Source organism: Paenibacillus sp. J22R232 (genome assembly GCF_056269165.1).
The window spans coordinates 325,482-348,777 of the sequence record NZ_JBWDNK010000002.1; the positions used below are offsets into that span (position 1 = coordinate 325,482).

The window sequence follows — 23,296 nt, forward strand, 5'->3', positions numbered from 1 at the left end:
CGTTAATTTGTCATGCTTGCGGGAAGGGTTAGTCGCCGATCTGAATCGCAAAGGATGGATGGAAAATGAATGTTAGAAAAGCGATCTCATTATTCCTCGTCTTTGCATTAACCATGACGGCATCCGGCGCGCTGGGCGGCCTTAGGTCGACAGCTGGCGCGGAAGGGGCATTAGTGGAGCTTCAGGCAGGAGATTATGAAAGCACGGACGAAGTATGGGATTTCCTGCTCGGTGCAGAGTTTCCAGGCGCGCAGGGCAGCTTCACCAGGGACGGCGCGATTGCCAAAAAAGGCAGCTCATCGGCCAAGGTGACCGGCGATTTCAACGGCGGCGGCTCTTACGTTGCCTTGGAGCGGTATTTGACCAAGCGGATTATTCCGGCTGACGCAACCAGCTTGTCGTTCTGGGTGAAGACGGCTGATGCGGCATCCATCTATCTCGTATTGATGGACGGCTCCAATCAGAACCACTCGCAGAAGCTCACGCTGCAGCCAACGGCAGACTGGCAGCTGGTAACGGTGAATGCATTCAACACCGGAGCGGAATATTCACACTGGGGCGGAGCCAATGACGGCTCATGGCATCCATCCTTGAAGAAGATGACATTGAAGGTTGCGAGGGCGGGTCTGCGTTCGGGCTTAAAGAGCGGTTCCGTGTGGTTTGACGATGTGCGAGTGAAGGCGGCGGCTCCGGAGCTTGCGATTGCGCAAACGCAAGTAGGCAATGTCTTTCCGGGGTCAGATAGAGGAATATTCGAGGTACTGACGACCGGCGATACGATTGCCTGGGAGGCGTTTGATGCCTGGGGGGAACCGGCCGCTTCTGGAAGCACGCCGGTGACAGGCGGCAAGCTGCGGCTTGAGGTACCTGTACCTGCGAATGGCTATTACCGGCTGAAGCTTACTTCTTATGAAGATGGGGCCATGCGGAAAACAACCGAAACGACCTTTGCCACGCTGCCCTCCTTTGACCTGGCTGCCGTGGCACAATCTCCATTTGGCGTACAGACCCATTTCGCCCATAGCTGGAACCGCGAGATGATTCCTCTAGTTAAGTATGCCGGTGCCAAAAGCGTACGGGATGCGATGTTCTGGTCTGAGATTGAGCTGAAGAAAGGCGTCTACAGCTACAATCCCAAATTTACGTTGTATATGGAGGGGCTGCTGGAAAACAGCATCGATCCGCTCATGACGTTCGCGTTCTCCAACCAATTTTATGATAATTTCCAAACGCCTTATTCCCCGGAGGCACATGCTGCATACGCGAATTATACGAAATCACTGCTGAACCGCTTCGGGAGCCAAATCAAATGGGGAGAAATGTGGAATGAGTTCAATCTAGCCAGCTTTGGCGGGAACGGCCCGGCAGCCTCTCGTGCGGAAGTATACTACGAGCTGCTGAAAGCAGGCTATGAGGCTGCCAAGGAGGTACGTCCGGATTTGAACGTTCTTGGCGGCGCAACCGCGGGCATTCCGAGCGAATGGCTGGAGGACTTATTCGAGCTAGGGGGTCTTCAGTACATGGACACTTTATCCGTCCACCCCTATCGGTATCCGGATAAGCCCGAAGGCTTGCTGGCGGAGGTCGCCTCGCTCAATCAGCTCGTGCGGGAGCACAACAACGGGCAGACGAAGCCCCTTTGGTTTTCGGAGATTGGCTGGCCGACGCAGCTTGATCCACGAGGAGTCGATGAGAATACGCAAGCGGCCTATTTAATCCGAACCTATGTGCTCGGCATGGCTGCCGGCGTAGAAAAAATATTTTGGTACGATCTGATGGACGACGGTACGGACAAAAAATACAATGAGCATAATTTCGGCATCATTCACAATGGAGGAGATCCGCTTGGTGCCTATACGCCTAAGCCGGGTTATGTCGCCTTTGCCACTGCGGCAAGGCAGCTTACGGGAGCGGCGCTTGCGAGCCAAGAGGTTGCGAACGATATTTACCGCTATACCTTTCAGAAGAGCGGCCAGTCCATTCATGTTTTATGGTCAGGGGCGGATGAGGAAACCCATATTACTTTAAAAACGCAGCAGCCGCTCACCGTATCGGACATGATGGGCCGATCTTCAACGTATACCCCGAAGGACGGCGAAGTGTACGTCACGGCATCGAAAGAGCCTTTATTCATTAAAGGTAAAATCAATAAGGTCATAAAGAGCAGCAAGTATATGCTTGCAAGCGCGCCGTTCTTTACCGACGATGCGGTAAGCGTAACGATGTCCGTGTACAAAGCGTCTGCCGCAAAACCGCTTAGCGCCCGTATTCAGCTGCAAGGAGCCGTTCAGCAATTGCAGGTTGCAGCACCGGGCACCTACACGGTTGTTTTCCCAGGCATCGGAATACCGGGAACCTATACGGCTACGGCGGAGCTTGCCGTTGGAGGCAAAAAGATAGGCGCCTTGAAAAACACGGTTGTGATCCGGCAATCAGAAGATCTTAAAGCCAAGCATGTGTGGAAGGACGGCAGCAACTTTTTAAGGGTAAGCATCGATAATACGAAGCCGCTGGAACGCCGCTTGACGCAGATCGATTGGCAGGTTGGCGATGCTTCGCAAGTGCTCACCTATGATACGGCTCTGCCCGGACTCTCGCAGCATGTGCTGGATTTGCCGCTGCCTGCTTTGCCGGAGCGTACGATGACGCCGCATCAGCTTACCGCTTATTTGGATGATGGTACCGAGATGACCGTTGCAGGCACTCTTCAGCTTATCGCTGCGGCAGATATGAATCCAATCGTGCGCCGCACGCTAGAGGTTGACGGCTCGCTCGAAGACGTAGAGGACCTCACGGGCATTAATCTTTTTGAGGAGGGACATTCCAGAGTCGTGCCCCATAACGGCATCGAGGATCTTAGCGGCATGTTATGGTTGACGCATGACAGCGACAATCTGTATCTCTCCGCGCGAATCCATGATGATGTATTCTCGCAGACGAAGTCTGGGGATGCGATGTGGAGCGGAGACAGCATGCAGTTCGCTGTTTCCTTAGGGACACCGGGCGAGGCGCCTGAGTGGTACGAATACGGGATGGCGCTAACGCCAAGCGGGCCAGAGCTGTATCGATGGATGGCGATGACCGGCGTGCTAGCGGGAACGACGCTGACCAATCGCGAGCTGCAAATTACGAGAGACGAGACCGGCAAGGACACCATCTATCAACTAGCGCTTCCTTGGACGGAGCTGGCTCCGATCATGCCAAGCGACGGCATACTCAGCCTGTCGTTGCTTATTAACGAAAATGACGGAAACGGGCGCAAGGGTTGGCTGGAATGGGGCGGAGGCATAGGCTCCAATAAGCGTTCAAGCCTATTCAAGCCTATGGTCATATCGGCAGAAGCACCCATAATCGAACCATCGGCATCTTCCGTTAAGCCAACGCCGACTTTGACGCCAATGCCAACAGAGACGCCAACCCCAACCGCGACGCCAATATCGACTGAGGAGCCAATGCCAAGCCCAACATCATCTGCCACGCAAACGCCATCAGAGACAATCCGAAGTGCGGCAGCAACGCCAATAGAGTAGACAACGTTAGCTGCGTAACCAGCGCCGACAGTAAGCCGCTTGAGCGGGGTCTCTGACATTACCCCAACGACTACGATTGCTCCGGTACCAGTCCCTGAACCAACGCCGGAGCAACCGAGGTCATCAAGCCATGAATCCTTATGGTCATATGAGAGCGTAAAGACTGACACGCTGGCACGTTTGCCAAGCAAAAGGGACCGCTGCTCGCTTTATGCGGAGCAGCGGTCCCTTTCATATCGTTATTAACTGTCAAGAAGGAGCGACTTAAGCGGCACCATCGTGTCTTCGGGTACGTAATATTTGAATTTGTTGTCGCTGATTTGCCCGAGCAATTGCCGGCGTATGGGGCTGGCATCCTTCAGTAGGCTCTCATCGGCTTGATGATAGTCGATTGGCCGCATCCAGATCGGGCTGTAGCCAAGAAACAGCTGCCTTCTCGTAAACGCCGATTGGTTTGCAGAGCCGGCATGCCATAGGTTTTGGGCGAAAACAAACACATCCCCCGGCTTTCCGCACACTTGAACCTCTCCGTCGAGCTGCTGCCGCACATCCTTGTTGTTCGGGTTATAAGGCTTCTTATGGCTGCCCGGAATAACCTTGGTATTCCCTCGGTTTGGCTGAGACATATCGCTCAGAATATAGCAAACCTTTATATAATAAGTGGCTGTCAGTCCAGCGATGGCTGGAAACTTAGGATGAGGACCGTCTTGATGCCAATCGATGAAGCTATGGGAGGCGGTCTGAACATCGTTCGGGTTTGGCTGCCTCACCGTTAAGTGGGAAATGTGAAGCTGAATATTATAACCGAGCAGATTGACGATTAAGGGAAGGATGGTTTCATGATCGATGAGAGAGGCAAGCTCGTCATGACGGGCTATGCTGTTGTAGATGTTATGGGCGAGTGACTCCGGTTCTTCCGCGATAATTTCATCGATGGCCGCATTCAAGCGGTTTACTTTTTCCTGCGGCAATACATTCGGTAAAACCAAGTACCCCTGTTCATGGAATTGCTCCATTAGCTCCTTCAGTTCAAGCGCTGCAATCGTCATTGTTCATTCCTCCTACTTGTAATTAATTTAATTATAACTGACTCTTAATTCGCTTATAATGTATGTAACTCTCATCTTTCTTGTATATAATTTCATTCTGTGGAAGTGATGGTGATGACAAGCATGCGTTTAAGCGAGCCGGAACTGCTCTACCATGTTTATGTAAAGGACGCCAAGCATTTTCAGAAGACGGAGGATACCTACGACCATTGGGCGTTATTTATCGTTGAGGAAGGCAGTTTTACTTATCGAATGGGAGGCGCGAGCGAGAGAGCGACAAAGGGGGACATGGTATTGTGTCCGCCGGAGCTTACCTTCTATCGACAGACGAACAGATTGTCCTTTCATCTTGCGGGCTTTCGCTGGAAAACAGCGCGAGAGGCAGAAGGCGGCGCAGCAACAGCGTCCGTTCCGCAAGGGATACTGAGACTGCTTAACCATAAAAGATTGCTGTCCACCCTTTCATTGCTTCGGGAGGCGCGATTCATAAACGCTAGTGCCGCGCACGAATACAAGAGCCATTTGCTGCGAGATTTGCTCTACGCTTACCAGGTCGAAAGCTTCAATTCTGAATCCGGCTTATTGCATAGCGAGAATCCGCTGCTGCAGCTCGCCATACATAAGCTTCGGCAGCAGGCAGAGTCGGGGGCGGGAGGATCGCTCAAGTCGATTGCGGGAGAATTGGGGATCAGCCAGGTGCAGCTGACCAGATTGTTTAAGGGAGAATTCAAGCTCACTCCGAGTACGTATTCAGCCAATCTTAGAATGGATAAGGTAAAGCAGCTGCTCGCCCATTCCTCTTTAACGCTTGCGCAAATAGCGGAGCAATGCGGTTTTACCGATGAGCATCATTTAAGTAAAAGCTTTAAGAAATGGAACGGAATCAATCCTTCCGCCTATAGGAAAGCATACGCGGTATAAAAACGGCGGCCCTGAGAGCTTGGCTATCCGGGGCTGCCGTTCATTGAGGCGGACGGCTATCAGCTGACGGCTGCTAACCTACCAAGACTAAACTACATTTGTCCGAAGCAAATAAAGTGTTAGACTAGGAAAATAAAGATGTACACTGACTGGACAGCCATCCTGCAGGCTGCGCGCCGAGCTGCTTGATGCCATGTGAGTCAAAGGTATCCCGGCAACCAAGCAGAGGAACAGAAGAAACGGATCAGCGTCTCGTAGCAACGGCGATGCAAGGTGATATCCCGAATCGTAAAAGTCACTATGATGACAACGAACCGCTCGAAGGCTGATTACATGTTAAGGAGCGTGAACAATAGATGACCTATGAAGAAATCATGCAGGCATTGGCAGGCATGGGCAGTGAGCAGACGAAAAGCACTTATATTCGCCATGGCGCGAAAGAGCCGTTCTTTGGCGTCAAAATCGGAGACATGAAGAAGCTCGTTAAGTATGTGAGAAAAGACCAAGCTCTCGCTTTGCAGCTGTATGAATCCGGCAACTACGATGCGATGTACCTGGCAGGGCTTAGCGTTGATCCGAAGATGATCACCAAAGAACAGTTGCAGCATTGGGTGGCAGAGGCCACTTGGCATTCGCCCGCGGAGTATACGGTAGCGAGAGTGGCCGCGGAAAGTCCGCATGCGCATGAATTGGCGGTGGAGTGGATTGATTCGCCTGAGGAATTGGTCGCAGTAAGCGGGTGGAGCACTTATGCCAATTATATATCGGTTGCGCCGGACGAAGCGCTCGACAAGGAGGAGATACGCAGTTATTTAACAAGAGTGCGCGAAACCATCCATGGCGAGCGCAACTGGGTCCGCTATGTTATGAATACTTTCGTTATTTCGGTCGGCGCATATGTTGAGGCACTAACGGAGGAAGCGAAGGCAGTCGCCGAGGCGGTCGGCAAAGTGCATGTGGATGTCGGCCATACGGCATGCAAAGTGCCGCTTGCATCGGAATATATCGGCAAGATCGAGGCAATGGGCCGAATCGGCAGCAAGAAAAAGACCTGCATTTGTTAATTGCAATAGCGGAAAAAGGGACGGATGCGCGATCCAGGCTGCAGAATTCCCCCTAATGGGGCTAAAGTTTGAATAGCCGTACGATTTCCGTCATTCCTCGCTGCGGCAGCGAGCTCGCGGCACCCGACACCCGACCCCCGATGGAGCAAGAATGACAGGAATTGAGTAATCCCCCTAGCATAGGAACAGCCGAGTTGATCGGCTGCTCCTTGCTAGGGGGATTTTTTGCTTACGGCTGCTCGTTCACCTCTTGGATGTACCACGGCGATTGGGAGGAGGCGCGCCTGAAATGGAAAATATAGCTGCCGTTGCGGCGTTGGCCGCTGACCGTATGAATCGTGATTGGCAGCTTCATTTCGGCAGACAGGGCACTGCCAAAGCTGCTGCTCTCCGGCAAGCGTACCTGTTTTCCTTTATCAGGCAGCTGCACCCTGATTGAAACCCATTGGTGCATTTGCTGGATAAAGGCCGCATGCTTTTCTTCCGGAAGCTGATCCGTAAGCAGCTGGATGATGGGCTCGTCCTTATGGTACAACGCTTCAACGAAAGTGAGCGCGAGCAGCTGCGGGTCGGCTGAATCGAAATAAGGCTGCAGGAGACCGGCTGCTTTATGTACCATCATTTGATGGGCAGGGTCAGGACGGTCGGATTTGTGCGTGGAGCTGCCGAGAAAATGAATGCAGAAATGCCCGGAGAAGCCGTTCTCCGGAATGCCGTCACCGCCGTGAGGCATGCCGTTCATGGAGGCGGCAATCCAAGTGCCATTCGCCCGGACAAGCACCGCTTTTCTTTTCCAGCTCCATTTTCCGTCGTAAATTTGCTTCATAATGCGTGAATCATCCTTCGTTACGGGCTGAACGTCTGCATGGTCGCTGCCTGCGCGCCGCTGCACGCGGAACGTCAAACCGGATTCGAGCTCTGTCACAGAAAAAATCGCTTTATTAGGAAGGATGCCGGTGGACTGCTGCCATGTCAGAAGCTTGCCGTAATGCTGCTTCCGCAGCCCTTCTGCAAGTTCAATCAGCTGCTTGGCAAGCTTGGGGGGCAGCTCCAAGCTTGCCGCTTGTGCTTCATCCCAGAGCTGACCGCTGCGCTCAAGCCGGTATTTTGCTTTTGCCGGAGTCAGATGGGTGATATAAATATCGGGATAAAAGTCCGCTTGATCGGACGGCTTACGCTTGGCTTGGCGGATTGCCTGATCGAGCCCGGGGCGCTCCATGAAGAGCTCGCTTATGAAGGGTGCTTGACGCGAGGAGCCCACCGTCATGATGAGGCTGCTTACATCGTGCAGCTGATCTGTTTTTTTAGGCTTGTGGTGAAGCACTACGCTGGGTTCCTGCGCATGCCCTTTCTCCGAGAGCGGCAGCAATAGCATTGCGATTAGGAAAATGACCATAAAGCTAGTTCTTGCCTGTTTCATAGGCTGCCTCCGATTTCATTTAGATTTTTATTATTTTTGGCTAGATGCCGCTTGATTATGTAAGAAAACTCTTTACTTATCATGGAGTCATCCTCTTCGGCATGTATGCAGGGTCACGAAATGAATCATACTACCACGAATACTGCGGTTTGGGGGAGATTATCGACAATGGGTCTGCACTGGATTATAGCGATTATGATGATGCTTCAACAGGGAGGCTATGCCGATTCGCTTGTAATCGAGCAAGGCGGACAAGTAGTAACCGAGCTGAGACGCGCGGCGTACAGCGACTCGTCAGCAGGCATACCGCTAATCGATCATATCAAGCTGGAGAAGGGCATAGCTGACATCGATAAACGGGTGCAAAAACCGGCATTGAATGCTGTGCTTGACGGAGCGGGAAGAATTATTCCCGAGCATGCAGGCAGCAAGCTGGATCGGCGTGCGCTGCAGATACAGTTTTACCGTTTTATCTTTGAGGGCGGGTTTTCGCAGCTGGAGGCGCCAATGGAGGTTGTTTATCCGAGAGTCGACAGCGAGCTGCTCTCCGCAATTAAAGTGAAAAAAATCGGATACTATGCGACCTACTACAATCCGAATAACAAAAACCGCACTCATAATGTTCATTTAGCGGCCCAAGCGATCAATAACTATGTGGTTTTCCCCAATGAACGCTTTTCGTTCAACAAGGTCGTCGGCCAGCGGACCAAAGAAAGCGGATATTTGCGTGCCCCCGTCATTGTGAGAGGGGAGATGTCGGAGGATATCGGCGGAGGCATCTGCCAAATCTCTTCCACGCTTTTTAATGCGGCAGACCGGGCGGGACTGCGGATCGTCGAGCGGTATTCCCACAGCCGTAACGTCAAATATGTGCCATCCGGGCGGGATGCCACCGTTAGCTGGGATGGGCCGGACTTTGTTTTCCAGAACAAATACGATCATCCGGTTCTGATTAGGGCCTACGCGCATGGCGGGCAAGTCAGCATCGTCATTTGCTCATCCGATGATATCAAGCTGAAGCCACGCCAGGTTCCTAGCGCATCCAAAAGGCTGCCGGAGGAAGTTCATCCCGAGGTGGGCGCAGGCAGCACGGAAAGGAAACGGAAATAGAACATATCTGTCTATAGGCAGACCGATCAGGCAAATGAATGGAACAGAACTATACATTTTGCATATTTGCAGCGCGCTCCCAAAACTCTGGTGCTATAATGAGTGCAAAAGGGGGGCGCGCCTATGTGGAAGGTTTTACTCGTAGAGGATGAGGTATTTGTTCGCGAATCCATTCGCGAAATCATTCGTTGGGAAGAAATGGGCTTTACGTTGACAGGCGAAGCCGGAGACGGATTGGAAGCGCTCTCCCTGATCAAAGAAAATCCCCCTGATCTCGTACTGACTGATATCATCATGCCGCGCATGGACGGAATCGAGCTTCTGAAGGAAGCACGAATGGCCGGCTGCACGTCCAAGTTCGTCATGCTGACCTGTATGGGCGACTTCGAATACATGCGCCAAGCGATGGAGTACGGGGCATCCAACTATATATTGAAGCTGTCGATGAGCGTCAAGGACCTGCGGGAAACGTTGCTTAAGATCAACGCAGAGCTGGAGAAGGCGAAGGCAGCGGAACCGCCCGTTGTCACCGCGGCCATTCCTTTCGATAAAACGCCTCATCCTGAGGTGCGCAAAATACTTCTCTATATCGAAGAAAACTATGCAAAGGATATTTCGGTCAAGTCGTTATCGCAATATGTCATGATGGGCGAGAACTACGTAAGCGCGCTGTTCAAGAAGAAAACGGGCCAGACGCTGATTAGCTACTTGCATGGGTATAGAATCGTAAAGGCAACGGAGTATTTGATGCAAACCGACCTGACCGTGACGGATATCGGTGAGCGGGTAGGCTTTATGAACGATAACTATTTCATCAAAATATTTAAAAGAATCACGGGCACGACGCCCAGCCAGTATCGCAAGAGATAGAACAAAACCGTCATGGCAACCTTTATTACCGGAAACCGTTATGCATATTTCTGTTCCATGAATCCAATCGATTTGTTCCTTAAAAGAAGAACCTCCGGCTTGCTATTCTGGATATGCAACCAAATCGAATGAACAATCGGGGGGTCAACGCATTGAAAACAATGAAATGGATAACGCTTTCACTTACATTCGTCATGCTGGTCGGAATGCTGGGCGCTTGCGCTGGCGGAAGCAATGAAAAGGAAGGCAATCCGCAGAATGACGGCGGAACGAAAGAGAACGGAAGCGCTGCTGCGCCGGTCAAGCTCATGATGTGGGGCGGCGTGCCGCCGGAGTCAGGACCGCAGGCAGTCGTTGACGCTTGGAACAAAGAGCATCCCGAGGTACAGGTTGAATACGTGCGTTTCGTTAATGACGATGACGGAAACCTGAAGCTTGATACGGCATTGCTCACTGGCCAGAACGTCGATTTATTCGTGAATTACACGCTGACGCAAACCCAGAAGCGCATTGACGCGGGGGTTGCGCTCGATTTGAGCGGGTTCACCGATTACGACATATTAGAGAAGATGGGCAGCAATGCGGAAGGCTGGCAGGTGAACGGAAAGTTTTATGGCATGCCTACGACGAGAAGCGCGTTTTTTGTAGCTTTGAACAAGGATGCGCTCGATGCGGCTAATCTTCCTGTACCGAAAGACTGGACATGGGATCAAGCGAGAGAGTATGCCAAAACGCTTAAGCCTGCGAATGGCTATGGGCTCGTTCAGCATATGGAGCCGTTTATCGATCCAATCGACGCTGCCCTAACCAAGGAAGGGTACACCAAAGCGGATGGGACGTCGAATCTGGACTCGCCTAGCGTAACGAAATGGCTGGAGACGCTGAACGGCATGATGACGGCTGATCAGACGACTCCCCCGCTTGGCGAGCAAATCACATCCAAGATTCCGGTCGAAAACGTGTTTCTTGCAGGCGAATCGCCTATGCTCAATATCGGGGCTTGGCTGCTGAGAAGCTCGAATAATTTCACCGATTTCCCGCGTGACTTCAAGATCGCTTTCGCACCGGTTCCTCGTTTGGTAGAAAATCAAGCCGATTACATCCCTCGCGGCGGGTTGGGCGATTATATATCAATTAATGCCAAATCCTCCTATACGAAGGAAGCATGGGAATTTCTGAAATGGTACGCAGACGGCGGGATGGCGCCGATGGCTTCAGGAGGCAGGCTGCCAGCGTCCAAGGATGCCGATCAAGCGGAAATGCTCACTAATTTACTTGGCGATAAAGCGGATACGTATGACAAGGAATCGCTGATGTACGTATTGTTCGAGGATAAGACGCCTACGCATGTTCGCGAGCTTCCCCAAGAGGTAACGGATCTGATTACGCAAGAATACGAGAAGTATTTCTTGGGCAACCAGGATGTCTCGCAGACGACGGGCAATATGGTCAAGCGGCATAATGACTATTTGAAACAAACCAAATAAGCATCAAGCTCGTAATAGCTGTCCCTAATCGCCGAACGGTGCTTGGGGACGGTTTTTTGCAAAAGGAGGCATAAGGCAGTATGGGAGAATGGATACGAAAGTTAATACCGCATAAGCTGAAATACCGTTTGTTTGCTGCTTTTTTTCTGCTGATCCTGCTGCCGTTCGGCATATTGAATGTGTACAACTTCCAACGCATAGAGTCGGTCATTCAAGAAAAAATTAGCGACCAAAGCCATGAGCAGCTTAAGAACCTGCAGCGCACGCTTCAGGATCAGATAAGCATCGCTTTCAAAGCGCTTATCTTTTTGGAACAGGATACGGTCGTCCGGAATTTGCTCAAGTCGCCTGACGCTGACCGCCTGCTGGAGAATAAGGATGTGATGGAGGAAAAATTCAAAGGCATCAACAACAGCTTTTTCCTATATAACCCGTCCGTGTATTTCACGCTGCTTGATCTTCATGGCCATGTATATACCTCGTATCAGCCCAATGCGACGCTCGATTACGAGGCGCTGCGGCAAAGCCGCTGGTTCGACGAAACGCTGCAGAAGGGCACGCCTTACCAATGGGTGCCGAATGACGACAATTATTTGTTCTCGGATCTCTCGAGAAGCGCAACCTTGCTGTCGCTCTATGGCGTATTGAGAGATTCGCAGCATAAGCCCTATGGGCTCGCTCGGGTCAGCATTGATTATTCGTATTGGTTCAAGTCGATCCTGAACAATTCCTCCGGCGGGCAGGAATATTTTCTTATGACTGGCAGCGGCGAGCCAGTTGCGCAAGGGGCTGACGGCGAGCAGCTGTCTGCGAAAGTGATGGCGCAAATCGTTGCGAGCAAGGAGCCTGAAGGCTACCTCATCGACTCCAGCTCGGAGGCGCTGATCAATTATAGCTATATGGAATCGCTTGATTGGTACATCGCCAACCGAATTCCTTCTGCGATTTTGTTTGACGATCTATATACGCTCAAGCAGCAATACTTTTTAACCTTTTTCCTGTTTATCATCGCATTTATATTAATTGCCTTTATGATTGCCTATGGCTTTACGAGGCCATTATCGCATATGCAGAAAAAAATGCGGGAAGCGGTTCGCATGGATTTGAACATTCGGCTGCCGGAGAAGCGCTATAAAGGCGAGGTGCTTGAGCTCGCAACCACCTTTAATACGATGCTGGCTGATATGAACGGCTTGATCCGGCGGTTGAAAGCCGAAGAGCGGGAGAAGGACGCGGTTCACTTCCAAATGCTTCTCGCGCAGCTCAATCCGCATTTCCTGTTGAACACGCTGAACACGATGAAATGGCTTGCCCTGCGCAACGAACAGGATGAAATTGCCGAGATGAGCATGTCGCTCGGAAAACTGCTGGAAACGAGCTTGAATGCCGATGTCGATTTGATTCATTTGCGTGATGAAATGGAGCTTATTCGCGCGTACATCTATATTCAACAGATGCGTTACAACCATCGTTTCTCCATTCAGTACGAATACGATGAAACGATTGAATACGTGCTCGTTCCGAAGCTGGCTCTGCAGCCTTTAATTGAGAATGCGATACAGCACGGCATTGCCCACATGACCGAGGGAGGCAACATCCTGATTCGAATCTATAAGCATGAGGAGCAAAGCTTAATTATTGAGGTACAGGATAACGGAGTTGGCTGCGAGCAGTCTTCAGCTTTGCAAAACGGAAGGAAACGAAAAGGCATTGGGCTGAAAAACATCAAGGAGAGATTGAGGCTCTTGTTCAAGGATAAAGGCAGCCTGTACATCGAATCTTCGGAGAACGGTACGCTGGTTAGGCTTCAACTTCCGTTTTTGCTGTCTAGGCCATTCCAAGCAGAAGATAAGGAGCTATAGGCATATGATGCTTACAGCTCTTTTTTCATGCGGTATGGGATGGCGTGGCGTGGCGTGGCGTTTACGAGGACCGCTAGAGCTGGTTCTGCGCAAATAAGGCTAGCCGCTTAGAGTTGAAACACATCCCTCTTTGTGTTATTATACAAAACGAACGTTCAGTATAAATAAAAGATGGAGCAGGAGCACACCTATGAATGATCAACATTCCCTTAACCCGTTAGATTACCAATCCGTTGGCAGATCATTTCTGAAGTATTTGATTCCCTCTATGCTTGGCATGCTGCTCGTTGCGCTGAATATAACGATCGACGGCATTATGGTCGGGAATAAGCTCGGTTCTACGGCGCTAGCCGGCATTGGGATCGCAAGCCCAGTCTACACGCTATTTGTGGCGATGTCGCTTTGGGTAGGACTAGGAGGCGCAACCTTGTATTCGCAAAATATGGGGGCAAAGGATACGCAGCAAGCACGCACGGCCTTTTCCTATTCGCTTACGATTATTTTTATTGCAACGCTTGCCATTGGCGTCACTGCCTTTGTCTTTCGAGACGCGTTGGTATACGCTCTTGGCGCAAACGCGGAGACGTATCCTTTTGCTTCGGACTATTTGAACGTCATGCTGTTGTTTGGCTTTGTGTTTACGATAGAGAATGCTTTGAGCGTATTTGTTCGCAACGACGGCAACCCTAATCTGGCCATGATGGCGCAGATCACATTCGCTTTGTCCAATGTGGTTATTAATTTCTTCGTTCTTTATGTGCTTGACCTGGGCGTGTCCGGAGTGGCTTACGGTACGATCCTTGCCGCGTTTCTGGGCCTATTGGTGCTGCTTTCGCATTTCTTCAGCAAATCGAATCGGTTAAAGCTAATCCGTATCCGGTGGAATAAAAAAATCATGCTGGCTATTATCATTATTGGTTTTCCAAGCTTCCTGTCCGAGGTGGGCTTGTCGGTATTTACGATATCGCATAACCGGACATTGGAATCGATAGCAGGCACGGATGGGGTATCGGCATTCGCGCTGCTGAATTACGTCCACAGCACAGTGCTGCTGACCTTTCTAGGGATGGGCTCGGCGATCCAGCCGCTCATCAGCTATTATCACGGTGCAAAGCAGGAAGAGAAGAAGCGTCGTACGATTCGGATTGCCACTGCGACTGCTCTCGGAGCGGGAGCCGTATTGCTGTTAATCATGCAGCTGGCAGCCATGCCGATCATAAGCCTGTTTGGCAATTTCAGCGAAAGCGTAACGGTCCATGCGGAGAATGGCTTGCGGATATTCGTAATGGCGTACCTATTCATGGGCATCAATTTCGTGATGATGACGTATTACCAATCCATTGGAAATGTGAAGATGGCGGTATGGATAACGGCAGCGCGCGAAATGATTCTGATGCTGGTTTTCATCGTCGTGCTTCCTGGATTTTTAGGGGTAAATGGGGTTTGGCTGTCCGTTCCGCTTGCAGAATGCATTGTGCTGATTACGATTGTTATTTATTATAAGAAGCAAGCAATGCGGGAGCGTGTGCTGCCCATGAACAGCTGATGGAGGAAGGAACCGTGTCAATGAACAAAAAGCAGCTGCAAACTGAACAGACCAAAAAACGAGTAGCCGATGCGGCAAGGGCGTTGTTTTCGCAAAAAGGCTATGCGGCTACCTCGATCGAGGATATCGTCGCGGCAACCGGAAGCAGTAAAGGCAATATTTATTATCACTTTCAAAGCAAGGAAGGCTTATTCCTTTATCTGCTCGAAGAATGGAGCCGCGAATGGGAAAGCCAGTGGCTGGAGCAGGAGAAAAACTATGCGACGTTCGAGGAGAAGCTGAACGGCTATGCGGAGCATCTCGATGCCAATGACTTGAATCATCCGCTTACGAAAGCGATGGATGAATTTTTCTCCAGCGAGTGGGGACGGAGTGAGGTTCAAGAGGAGGTTAGCCGCTATTACGCGGAGCATCTGCAGTTCAATGAGAGAATTTTGAAGGAAGCGATGGACTCGGGCGAGCTAAATCCAGATGATGCCCGCATGCTGAGTTTTATTCTGGAGGGCCTCTTTATCGGCATTGGTGAAATATCAAAACGCGCGCCTATCCACGAATCGACGCTTGCGATTTATCGGAAAGCGGTTAACGTGTTTCTCTACGGCACTACTGCCGCCAACCCAAATAAAGAGCATTGACCGCTGCCATGCGGTAGATGCATAAGAATGCCATATGAATGCGATAAGAGGATCAAAAGAACGTATGAACGCAAGAACGCAAGAACGTAAAGATGTAAGGCGTCAATACCTCAAGACCTCAAGACCTCAAGACCACCAGACCACCAGACCACCAGACCACCAGACCACATGAAAACAGGCACGTCTGAAGGGGGCAGACTCAAGAGGGGTTCGCTCACTGAAGAAACAGTTCACACGATCAAAGAAAGAAGAAAATCCCATGAAAAAGCGGTGCAGAGGGCTATCCCTGTACCGCTTTTTCATGGGATTTTGGTCTCTTGCTGCGCTCTTCAGCAAATAGTGGGCAAGCGAATGTAATGAACTGGTTGGTGGTAAACGGAGCATTTAAATGATTCTGAAGAAGCGTTAGCGGTCGTTTTTGTGAAGGGATTCCAACCATACCTCGTTGATTCAAAGGAATCCCTGAGCAATGGCGATCGGAAGAACATTTAAATGTGCAGTTTATATCTGGTTTATGTCTGATTTATATCTGGTTTATGTCTGATTTATATCTGGTTTATGTCTGGTTTATGTGTAGTTTATGTACAGTTTGCCGTTTAGCCTAAATACCGTAATAGAACATTTCTACGATAACAGCCGGGCGAGAGCTTCTGGATTGAGTGGATTTGTGGGATGAAGTCGGTTGTTCTGTTACCTCAATTTCGAATGGCCAGCTGGTAGACTGAACCTATCAACCGACTGTGAGGTGTAACCATGAAACGGAATTGGATGAAGCGTCAGCAGCTTCTCGGCTATTTATTTATCGGTCCCAATATGCTCGGCGTCGTCTTGTTTTTTATTCTGCCAGCCATTTATTCGCTTTACCTTGTATTTACGGATTATAAATTTATGGCGCCCAAAATGAGCTTCATCGGGCTGGATAACATCAAGAGATTGTTTCATGACGATATTTTTTACGTGTCGCTCCAGAACACGGTCGTATTCTTGCTTGCGGTGCCCGTTTCTATCGGGCTCGCGTTTCTTGTCGCGCTAGCCTTGAACCGAAAGCTCTTTTTCAAAAAAACGCTCAGAGCGCTCTACTTCATGCCGTATATTACGAGCGGTGTCGCAGTTGCGTTCGTATGGATGCTGCTGTTCCATCCGAAGCAAGGGCCGATTAATGCGGTACTGTTGGCAATCGGCGTCAACAATCCGCCCGGCTGGCTGTCCACGACGGAGTATTCCATGCTGGCAATCGACATTATCTGGATATGGTTTATGCTCGGCTACAACATGATCATCTATCTGGCTGCTTTGCAGGAAATCTCGGGCGAGCTGCTCGAAGCGGCGAAGATCGACGGAGCGAAGTCTTATCAAATCATTTATAAGATCGTATGGCCTTTGGTCAGCCCGACGACCTTCCTGCTGATGATTACGGGGCTGATCATGACGATAAAGACGTTTGGAATCATTCAGGCGATTACGCAAGGCGGGCCTGGCAACAGTACGATGATCCTCTCGCTATTCGTTTACAAAAACGCGTTCCGCTATTACGAGATGGGCTACGCTGCGACGATATCATGGGCATTGTTCTTTATTATCATGCTGATAACCCTTGTGCAATGGTGGGGGCAAAAACGCTGGGTTCACTACTGAGGAGGCTAACGCATGCAATTATTAACGAAGACAAGCCGCTGGTGGCTGACGGTGCTCATGGCGTTTTTTGCAATTATTATGATACTGCCTTTTGTTTGGATGTTCAGCACCTCGTTCAAAACGGCTGCCCAGGTGTTCGAGTATCCGATTCGCTGGATTCCGTCGCAATGGATATGGGATCACCATATCAAGGTATGGACGGGTCCGAAAAGCTTTGCCACGTATTATTTGAACTCCCTAAAGGTGTCCTTGATCAGTACGGTAGGCGCAACATTCCTCTCCGCACTCGCGGCTTACGGCTTCTCAAGAGTCGCATTCAAAGGCAGAAACGCGTTGTTTGTCGTATACCTGTCCATGATGATGGTTCCCCCTCAGGTGCTGTTCGTTCCGAAGTTTCTCATGTTCGACAGCTGGGGCATTTACAACACGCATTGGGCGCTTATATTGCCGGGAATGTTCACGATTTTCGGGGTATTCATGATGCGGCAGTTTTTCATGTCGATCCCGCTGGAAATTACGGAGTCGGCGTTTATTGACGGAGCGGGACATATTCGGATCTTTTTCCGGCTTATCCTTCCGCTTGCCAAGCCCGCGCTTGCTACCCTCGCCATTATCGACTTTTCGTGGCACTGGAATGATTATGAGAACGCGCTCGTCTTTCTAATTGACGAGAGCTTGTACACAGTCCCGCTCGGCCTGCAAAATTTCATTCTGGAGAATAACGTGGACTACAACGGGATGATGGCTGCGGCTTCGGCGGGAATCGTTCCGATGCTTCTCGTTTTCATTATCGGCGAGCGGTTTATCGTGCAAGGGATTACGAACTCAGCGGTGAAGGGATGATGGGAAGCATGAAAGAAGAAACGGTTTATTCGGATGTCACCGTCGTAGGAGGAGGATTAGCGGGCGTATGCGCGGCTGTATCGGCGGCAAGACTGGGCAGCAAAGTCGCGCTAATCAACAACCGCGGCGTACTCGGGGGCAACTCCAGCAGCGAGGTGCGCGTATGGGTATGCGGGGCAACCGCCCACGGAACGAACCGCTATGCCAGGGAGACGGGCATTATGGGTGAATTGTTTTTGGAGAATCAATATCAGAACCCTGCTGGCAACCCTTACCTATGGGACCTGGTCGTGCTGGAGCTGGTAAAGGCAGAGCCGAACATCCAATTGTTTCTGCATACCGATGTGCATGAAGCAGAGGCAGATGGACCGGAGGAAGACCGGCTTATTAAGAGCGTAACCGGCTGGATGATGGGCTCGGAGCGTAAAATCCGGTTCGAAAGCCCGATTTATCTCGATTGTACGGGAGACGGTCTCGTTGGATTTCTAGCTGGCGCGAAATACCGCATTGGCAGGGAAGCAAGGCATGAGCATGATGAGGAATGGGCACCAGAAATCGCGGATGACATAACGCTTGGCAGTACGCTGCTGTTCTATACGAAGGATGCGGGGCATCCAGTGAAGTTCGTGCGGCCGAGCTTTGCCAAAGATATCACGAAGACGCTCATTCCGGTTAAACGCGTTATTCGAAGCGGGGATTCTGGCTGCCATTATTGGTGGATTGAATGGGGCGGGGAGCTTGATACGGTTCATGCGAACGAACAAATTCGCGATGAGCTGTGGTCGGTCATTTACGGCATCTGGGATTATATCAAAAACTCGGGAGAGTTCGATGCGGAATCGATGACGCTGGAGTGGGTCGGCTCGCTGCCGGGGAAAAGGGAATATCGCCGATTTACCGGCGATTATGTGCTGAACCAGAACGATATTATCGCTCAAACGCCGTTTGAGGATCGGATTGCTTTCGGTGGCTGGTCCATCGATCTTCATCCCCCTCAAGGGATGTATGCGGCGGAAAGCGGCTCGAAGCATATGCATGCGGATGGTATTTACCATATCCCTTACCGTTCCCTCTATTCGGCCAACGTACGAAACATGCTGTTCGCGGGGCGCAATGTCAGCGCAAGCCATGTTGCCTTCGGTACAACGCGCGTGATGGCAACCTGCGCGGTTATGGGAGAAGCAGCAGGAACTGCCGCCGCTTTATGCGCTCGGAGCAGCCTGACGCCGCGGCAACTGCATGCTGAACGGCTGGCAGAGCTTCAGCAAACGCTGCTTAAGCAGGATGCCTCGATAATCGGTCTCCCGATTGCGGATAGCTTGGATATCGCACGGCAAGCGACTGTGTCGGCATCGTCCTATTTCCGGCATATCGCCGCAGTCCAGGCAAGCGGTACCAAGTATGCGCTGATTAATGACGTAGGCATGCTGCTTCCCGTTGACGGAGGCTTGGAGAGCGTCGAACTTCTAGTAGACGCTATGCAGGATACGGAGCTTCATGTAGAAGTGTGGGATACGGGCCGGATGGAGAACTATGTGCCTGCGAGCAAGCAGGTGGAGGCGCGGGTAGCCTTGAGCAAAGGAGAGAAGCAATGGGCAAGCTTTGAACTTGGATGGCTGCCGGAGCTGCCGCAAAACGCTTTTCTCGTCATCTTGCATAATGAAGCGGTTAAGCTGTACATCGCACAGCAGACGATACCAGGCGTGCTTGCCTTCGAGCGGAAAGCGGCTCCGAACGCAAGCAAGGATCTGGAGGATCATGACGAGGGGCAGCCTGTCATCGAGTGGAGCATGAAGCATATGGCGGGTCGTTTGTTTAGCTTCAAAGCGGAGGCGGAAACGGGCGCTTATGCGCCAGCCAAAGCCGTTGACAGCATCGTGCGGCCATATGGCGGTCCGCATTTATGGATGTCGAAGGATATAACGGAATCCGGGGAACAGTGGCTGAGACTCGATTGGGAACGGGAACAGCGAATTGCGGAGCTGCGGCTTACCTGGAATGCTGACGTTAATGAGGATTTGATCAATCTGCATCATCACCGCACGCCGTACGAGGTTTTGCCGGATTTGGTTAAGGCGTACCGGATTGAGGCGATGGTGGCGGGACAATGGGTGGTTGTTGCTTCGGAGTGGGGCAACCGGAAGCGGATGAACGTGCTGAGGCTGGAGCAGGAATTGTGCGCGAAGGCATTGCGAGTCGTCATTGCGGAAACGAACGGCTCCAGCTTTGCCCAGCTTGTAAGAATAAGCGTATATAGCTAATATTGTTTGCAAGAAGGAACAAGCAATCTGACGAAAAGACGCCGCAATACGGAACAGGCATCCTAAGCAAAAGGTTGACACCGCCCTGCATATTCGCAATGATGGAATAGAGTAAGCAGTGGAGGGAGATGACCGCGATGAAATTACAGGTAGAGGATGCAGCGGGCGGCTTTTATAAAGAGGCGATGGGGCTTGTCGACGGTGAGGCGATTCGCATTTACGTGAGGCTGGGCGGATGCGGCAGCGTTCATCCGGGGTTATCGCTTGGCGTGACAAAGGATGAGCCCATTCAGATCGGGCTTCAAACCGTCGTAGACGGCATTACGTATTATATGGAACAAGACAATCTATGGTATTTGGAGAATAAGTCGCTCCGGATTTCGTTTGACGAGCAGAATGAAGAAATTAAAATGACCGTGGAATAATAAATAGCGGGTGCCTCTGAGCCAAGTCGGCGAAGAGGCATTTTTTGCGTCTATCATATGAAACCTTCCGAGCAGTTTGTCGTGTAAAGGGTGCTCAGGGAGGTTCCCTATCGCTCAAGCAGAGATTACGGATAAACCCTGAGCAATAGTTCAGGGAGAACCCCGACATACAAATGATGGAGAAACTCCTACAATAAAAGTATGGAAAGAGCAGCCAAGTACAGCAGAAAGCAACGGAAGCGGGAGGGCTGAATGATGGAGCATATTCCTTTGAGAAGGGTTGAGCAGCTCGCTTTGAAGAAACAAAAAGTATTTCTTCAAAGCAAGCTGAGATATATATTGCGAGCCATGCTTGCCAGCATGTTTATCGGGTTCGGGGTTATCGTGGCTTTCAAAACGGGCAGCTTCTTTTACGTCACGCACAGTCCGTTAACGTACCCGATGGCAGCCATTACGTTCGGCGCGGCCATCATCCTCATTGCATATGGCGGAGGAGATTTGTTCACTGGAAATACGTTCTATTACACGTTTACGGCGCTGCGGGGCAAGATGCGTTGGACAAATGTAGTGAAGCTATGGTGCGCCAGCTACGCTGGCAATTTCTTGGGCGCAGTCGCGTTTGCGCTTCTCATCTGGTCGACGGGTTTGTTCAAGGATGCGTCGGTCAATGGGTTTCTGCTCAGCGTAGTGGAAAAAAAGCTTCATGCACCGGTTCTGGAATTGTTTTTCCGTGGCGTGCTCTGCAACTGGCTCGTATGCCTAGCGTTTTTTGTACCGATGTCGCTGCGCGGAGACGGTCCTAAGCTGTTCGCCATGATGCTGTTCGTCTTCTGTTTCTTTATCTCGGGCTATGAGCACAGCATTGCCAATCTTTGCACCTTCGCCATTGCGCTCGTCCTCCATCACCCGGGGACGATATCGCTCGGAGGCATGATTCATAACTTGGTACCGGTGACGCTTGGGAATCTGCTCGGCGGCTCGGTCCTCATGGGTGTTATGTATTATTTCGTAAACAAACCATTTGAAGAGGTGGAGTAAACATGAAAAAAACGAAGGTAGTCGTTATAGGAGTAGGCGCGGTTGGTTCTACGACAGCATATACGCTGCTGCTGCGCAGCCGGATGGATGAGCTGGTACTGATCGACGCAAACGCGGGCAAGGCAGTCGGGGATGCGCTCGACATGAATCATGGCATGCCGTTTCTAGGCCATACGAAGGTATGGGCCGGCAGCTACGAGGATTGCAAGGACGCCGACATTGTCATTATTACCGCAGGAGCCGCGCAGAAGCCTGGCGAGCCGAGGCTCAATCTGCTCAAGCGCAATGTCGCGATCTATGAAAGCATCGTATCCGAAGTGCTGAAATACAACGACGACGGAATCCTGCTTATTGCCACGAATCCGGTCGATATTATGAGCTACTTCTGCTGGAAAAAGTCGGGCTGGCCGACCAATCGCGTTATTGGCTCCGGCACGCTGCTCGACAGCGCCCGGTTCCGTTATTTAATTGGCGAGAAGCTGCAGCTCGATCCGCGCAGCGTTCATGCCCATATTATCGGGGAGCATGGCGATTCGGAGCTTCCTGTGTGGAGCTTAGCGAATGTTGCAGGCTCGTCAATCGCACTGAGCGAGGAAGAAAAATCGGATATATTTATTCATACGAGAGATGCGGCTTATGAAATCATAGAAGCAAAAGGCGCCACCTATTATGCAATCGCACTTGCTCTTGACCGCATTGTAACGGCCATTCTGCGCAATGAGTCGGCTGTGCTCAACGTATCTACGCTGGTAGAAAACTACCACGGCTTGTCCGACGTTTACATGGGGGTGCCTTGCGTAGTAGATCGGCAGGGCGTAAGAGAGGTGCTGGATATCAAGGTTACGGAGGAAGAGAAAGCGCTGCTGCATCGTTCGGCAGGCAAGCTGAAGGATCTAATTGAAACGATTTCGGTGTAGACAAATAAAAAGGAGCTGATCGTCATGGTAATCAAATGGCTAAGCGAAAACAAGTATGCTGCAGGTTTAATGCTGGTGCTGCGCGTATATCTTGGCTGGCAGTGGCTAAGCGCCGGCTGGCATAAGCTGGGAGGCTTCGACGCCAGCGGATTCCTGAAAGGCGCCATTGGCAATCCCGTAGTAGACAAAGGCACGAATGAACTCATCTATCCGACGTTTACCGCGTTTCTGGAGCATGTCGCATTGCCCAATGCCAAAATCATCAATGTTTTGATTCCAATCGGCGAGTGTCTGGTAGGACTTGGACTTATTGTCGGAGCACTCACGGCAGCCGCTGCTTTCTTCGGGCTTCTCATGAACTTCATGTTCATGTTTGCTGGAACGGTATCGACTAATCCATGGCTGCTGCTGATCGGAGTGCTCGTATTCGCGGCTGGAGCGAACGCCGGCAAGTTCGGTTTGGATTTCTGGGTAATCCCGTACATGAGAACGCTGGTACGGAAATTAAGGAAAGACGGTAATGCGCCCGAGATCGGCCGCAGCGGGTTTCCGCGTTAAGCGGAAGCTGGCGGCAAGGACTTGGGTAATCAATAACAAGGACTAACCATAAGAAAGCCGGTACGTGAACGCAGTTCATGACCGGCTTTTGTATTGCTATTTGACAGGCGACCCTATCATTTGTT

At 51.1% G+C, this 23,296-nt stretch carries 18 protein-coding genes; 16 read left to right on the plus strand and 2 right to left on the minus strand.

Annotation, left to right across the window (positions count from 1 at the left end; all coding sequences use genetic code 11):
- The first annotated feature begins 65 nt into the window (after window positions 1-65).
- Window positions 66-3,530, plus strand: a complete 3,465-nt coding sequence (locus AC0YN3_RS07785) for a hypothetical protein (protein WP_475774546.1) — start codon at window positions 66-68, stop codon at window positions 3,528-3,530.
- Between the two features lie 242 nt (window positions 3,531-3,772).
- On the opposite strand, the gene AC0YN3_RS07790 is transcribed toward AC0YN3_RS07785, so the two are convergent.
- Complete coding sequence (locus AC0YN3_RS07790) at window positions 3,773-4,579, minus strand: phytanoyl-CoA dioxygenase family protein (protein ID WP_475774547.1); 807 nt, start codon at window positions 4,577-4,579, stop codon at window positions 3,773-3,775.
- Between the two features lie 114 nt (window positions 4,580-4,693).
- On the opposite strand from AC0YN3_RS07790, the gene AC0YN3_RS07795 reads away from it, so the two are divergent.
- Window positions 4,694-5,500: a helix-turn-helix domain-containing protein gene (locus tag AC0YN3_RS07795; protein WP_475774548.1), complete on the plus strand. Its 807-nt coding sequence runs from the start codon at window positions 4,694-4,696 to the stop codon at window positions 5,498-5,500.
- Between the two features lie 356 nt (window positions 5,501-5,856).
- On the plus strand, window positions 5,857-6,564 hold the full coding sequence (locus tag AC0YN3_RS07800; protein ID WP_475774549.1) for a DNA alkylation repair protein: 708 nt from the start codon (window positions 5,857-5,859) through the stop codon (window positions 6,562-6,564).
- A 229-nt stretch (window positions 6,565-6,793) separates the two neighbouring features.
- On the opposite strand, the gene AC0YN3_RS07805 is transcribed toward AC0YN3_RS07800, so the two are convergent.
- Window positions 6,794-7,984, minus strand: coding sequence for a hypothetical protein (locus tag AC0YN3_RS07805; protein WP_475774550.1), 1,191 nt, complete (start codon window positions 7,982-7,984; stop codon window positions 6,794-6,796).
- Between the two features lie 120 nt (window positions 7,985-8,104).
- Between AC0YN3_RS07805 and AC0YN3_RS07810 the strand changes: the two genes are divergently transcribed.
- From AC0YN3_RS07810 to AC0YN3_RS07870, 13 genes are all read left to right on the plus strand, one after another.
- Complete coding sequence (locus AC0YN3_RS07810; RefSeq protein WP_475774551.1) at window positions 8,105-9,094, plus strand: VanW family protein; 990 nt, start codon at window positions 8,105-8,107, stop codon at window positions 9,092-9,094.
- A 123-nt stretch (window positions 9,095-9,217) separates the two neighbouring features.
- A complete protein-coding gene (locus tag AC0YN3_RS07815) occupies window positions 9,218-9,964 on the plus strand; it encodes a response regulator (protein ID WP_475774552.1) in 747 nt (248 codons plus the stop codon).
- 161 nt (window positions 9,965-10,125) lie between these two features.
- Complete coding sequence (locus AC0YN3_RS07820; protein ID WP_475775099.1) at window positions 10,126-11,451, plus strand: ABC transporter substrate-binding protein; 1,326 nt, start codon at window positions 10,126-10,128, stop codon at window positions 11,449-11,451.
- Window positions 11,452-11,531: 80 nt separating this feature from the next.
- Window positions 11,532-13,313 carry a cache domain-containing sensor histidine kinase gene (locus AC0YN3_RS07825; protein ID WP_475774553.1) on the plus strand — a complete coding sequence of 594 codons (1,782 nt, stop codon included), beginning with the start codon at window positions 11,532-11,534 and terminating at the stop codon, window positions 13,311-13,313.
- A gap of 190 nt (window positions 13,314-13,503) precedes the next feature.
- Window positions 13,504-14,859, plus strand: coding sequence for an MATE family efflux transporter (locus AC0YN3_RS07830; protein WP_475774554.1), 1,356 nt, complete (start codon window positions 13,504-13,506; stop codon window positions 14,857-14,859).
- A 20-nt stretch (window positions 14,860-14,879) separates the two neighbouring features.
- Window positions 14,880-15,494, plus strand: coding sequence for a TetR/AcrR family transcriptional regulator (locus AC0YN3_RS07835; RefSeq protein WP_475775100.1), 615 nt, complete (start codon window positions 14,880-14,882; stop codon window positions 15,492-15,494).
- 753 nt (window positions 15,495-16,247) lie between these two features.
- On the plus strand, window positions 16,248-17,129 hold the full coding sequence (locus AC0YN3_RS07840) for a carbohydrate ABC transporter permease (RefSeq protein WP_475774555.1): 882 nt from the start codon (window positions 16,248-16,250) through the stop codon (window positions 17,127-17,129).
- A 12-nt stretch (window positions 17,130-17,141) separates the two neighbouring features.
- Complete coding sequence (locus AC0YN3_RS07845) at window positions 17,142-17,972, plus strand: carbohydrate ABC transporter permease (protein ID WP_183559574.1); 831 nt, start codon at window positions 17,142-17,144, stop codon at window positions 17,970-17,972.
- Between the two features lie 8 nt (window positions 17,973-17,980).
- Window positions 17,981-20,233: an FAD-dependent oxidoreductase gene (locus tag AC0YN3_RS07850; RefSeq protein ID WP_475774556.1), complete on the plus strand. Its 2,253-nt coding sequence runs from the start codon at window positions 17,981-17,983 to the stop codon at window positions 20,231-20,233.
- Between the two features lie 137 nt (window positions 20,234-20,370).
- Window positions 20,371-20,658 carry a HesB/YadR/YfhF family protein gene (locus AC0YN3_RS07855; protein ID WP_475774557.1) on the plus strand — a complete coding sequence of 96 codons (288 nt, stop codon included), beginning with the start codon at window positions 20,371-20,373 and terminating at the stop codon, window positions 20,656-20,658.
- A gap of 255 nt (window positions 20,659-20,913) precedes the next feature.
- On the plus strand, window positions 20,914-21,696 hold the full coding sequence (locus AC0YN3_RS07860) for a formate/nitrite transporter family protein (protein WP_475775101.1): 783 nt from the start codon (window positions 20,914-20,916) through the stop codon (window positions 21,694-21,696).
- 2 nt (window positions 21,697-21,698) lie between these two features.
- Window positions 21,699-22,613, plus strand: coding sequence for an L-lactate dehydrogenase (locus tag AC0YN3_RS07865; RefSeq protein WP_475774558.1), 915 nt, complete (start codon window positions 21,699-21,701; stop codon window positions 22,611-22,613).
- A gap of 24 nt (window positions 22,614-22,637) precedes the next feature.
- Window positions 22,638-23,171, plus strand: a complete 534-nt coding sequence (locus AC0YN3_RS07870) for a DoxX family protein (RefSeq protein ID WP_475774559.1) — start codon at window positions 22,638-22,640, stop codon at window positions 23,169-23,171.
- The last annotated feature ends 125 nt before the right edge of the window (window positions 23,172-23,296 follow it).

Coding starts and splice junctions, on each gene's coding strand:
- AC0YN3_RS07825 (WP_475774553.1), top strand. CDS start 11,532: ATGGGAGAATGGATACGAAAGTTAATACCGCATAAGCTGAAATACCGT.
- AC0YN3_RS07855 (WP_475774557.1), top strand. CDS start 20,371: ATGAAATTACAGGTAGAGGATGCAGCGGGCGGCTTTTATAAAGAGGCG.
- AC0YN3_RS07795 (WP_475774548.1), top strand. CDS start 4,694: ATGACAAGCATGCGTTTAAGCGAGCCGGAACTGCTCTACCATGTTTAT.
- AC0YN3_RS07800 (WP_475774549.1), top strand. CDS start 5,857: ATGACCTATGAAGAAATCATGCAGGCATTGGCAGGCATGGGCAGTGAG.
- AC0YN3_RS07860 (WP_475775101.1), top strand. CDS start 20,914: ATGGAGCATATTCCTTTGAGAAGGGTTGAGCAGCTCGCTTTGAAGAAA.
- AC0YN3_RS07790 (WP_475774547.1), bottom strand. CDS start 4,579: ATGACGATTGCAGCGCTTGAACTGAAGGAGCTAATGGAGCAATTCCAT.
- AC0YN3_RS07785 (WP_475774546.1), top strand. CDS start 66: ATGAATGTTAGAAAAGCGATCTCATTATTCCTCGTCTTTGCATTAACC.
- AC0YN3_RS07850 (WP_475774556.1), top strand. CDS start 17,981: ATGAAAGAAGAAACGGTTTATTCGGATGTCACCGTCGTAGGAGGAGGA.
- AC0YN3_RS07870 (WP_475774559.1), top strand. CDS start 22,638: ATGGTAATCAAATGGCTAAGCGAAAACAAGTATGCTGCAGGTTTAATG.
- AC0YN3_RS07840 (WP_475774555.1), top strand. CDS start 16,248: ATGAAACGGAATTGGATGAAGCGTCAGCAGCTTCTCGGCTATTTATTT.
- AC0YN3_RS07865 (WP_475774558.1), top strand. CDS start 21,699: ATGAAAAAAACGAAGGTAGTCGTTATAGGAGTAGGCGCGGTTGGTTCT.
- AC0YN3_RS07805 (WP_475774550.1), bottom strand. CDS start 7,984: ATGAAACAGGCAAGAACTAGCTTTATGGTCATTTTCCTAATCGCAATG.
- AC0YN3_RS07820 (WP_475775099.1), top strand. CDS start 10,126: ATGAAATGGATAACGCTTTCACTTACATTCGTCATGCTGGTCGGAATG.
- AC0YN3_RS07830 (WP_475774554.1), top strand. CDS start 13,504: ATGAATGATCAACATTCCCTTAACCCGTTAGATTACCAATCCGTTGGC.
- AC0YN3_RS07835 (WP_475775100.1), top strand. CDS start 14,880: ATGAACAAAAAGCAGCTGCAAACTGAACAGACCAAAAAACGAGTAGCC.
- AC0YN3_RS07810 (WP_475774551.1), top strand. CDS start 8,105: ATGAATCATACTACCACGAATACTGCGGTTTGGGGGAGATTATCGACA.
- AC0YN3_RS07815 (WP_475774552.1), top strand. CDS start 9,218: ATGTGGAAGGTTTTACTCGTAGAGGATGAGGTATTTGTTCGCGAATCC.
- AC0YN3_RS07845 (WP_183559574.1), top strand. CDS start 17,142: ATGCAATTATTAACGAAGACAAGCCGCTGGTGGCTGACGGTGCTCATG.